1 protein-coding gene is annotated in these 1,041 nt (G+C 65.1%); it reads left to right on the top strand.

Features of this window, described 5'->3' with window-relative positions; all coding sequences use genetic code 11:
• Positions 1 to 51: 51 nt before the first annotated feature.
• Positions 52 to 1,041 (top strand): IS30 family transposase (locus tag AKL29_RS00095; protein WP_152977362.1); only part of this gene is annotated, 990 nt, incomplete at its 3' end.

The following is a 1,041-nucleotide window of genomic DNA, read 5'->3' as shown; positions in this document are numbered from 1 at the left end:
GTCCCCTGAGTTCGCAAACGAAGTGCAACACTTCCTTGAGGAGGTGTTGCCATGGGGCGGACTTACAAGCAGCTCTCTCTGGACGACCGATGCGAGATTGCCTGCCTATCGGCCAATGGCAGCTCGGTCCGGCAAATCGCGGCAGCTCTGGATCGCTCGCCATCAACGGTCTCTCGGGAACTGAGGCGCAATCGGGGGAGCCAGGTCGGCTACAAGCCAAACTATGCCCAGCACCAGATGCGAGCGCGGCGCTGGACGGGCGGACGCCTCGAACGGGAGCCCGGCCTGCGCCGCGCGGTGTTGGAACGCCTTCGCCGGGGCTGGTCGCCCGAGCAGGTCGCCGGCCGGCTGGCCCGCGAGTCCGGGCGCAAGGTGATCTCGCACGAGACCATCTACCGCTTCATCTATGCCCAACTCAGGCGCACCACGGATTTCAACTGGCGGCGCTATCTGCCGCGCGCCAAGAGCAAGCGCGGCCGCCGCGGCAAGAGGGGCGGCAGCCCCGCAAGCTTCATCGAAGGCCGTGTTTCCTTGGCAAATCGGCCGATCGAAGTGGCCGACCGCAGCGTGCCCGGACACTGGGAGGCCGACCTGATGATGTTCTCGAAATACGGTCAGGCCGTGCTGACCGTGCACGAGCGCACCTCGCGTCTGCTGCTCGGCATCCGCCTTGCCAGCAAGGTCGCGCGCGGTGTCGCCCGCCATCTCGTGGGCTTCTTCGCGACCCTGCCACAGGAGCTGCGCCAGACCGTGACCTTCGACAACGGCACCGAGTTCGCCGGTCACCTGGCGCTGCACCGCCTCTCGATCGAGACCTTCTTCTGCGATCCCCACGCCCCCTGGCAGAAGGGCGGCATCGAGAACGCTATCGGCAGGATGCGCCGCTTTATTCCCCGCAAGACCGATCTCGTAACCCTCTCGACCGCCAGATTCCGCCAGTTCATCGCCGCCTACAACAACACCCCGCGCAAATGCCTTGACTACCGCACGCCTGCCGAGGCCTTTGCTCAAGTGTTGCACTTCGAATGTGAATCTACCTCC

The organism is Bradyrhizobium pachyrhizi, assembly GCF_001189245.1.
GTDB classification, from domain to species: Bacteria; Pseudomonadota; Alphaproteobacteria; order Rhizobiales; family Xanthobacteraceae; genus Bradyrhizobium; species Bradyrhizobium pachyrhizi.
This window is presented reverse-complemented; position numbering and strand designations above follow the sequence as displayed.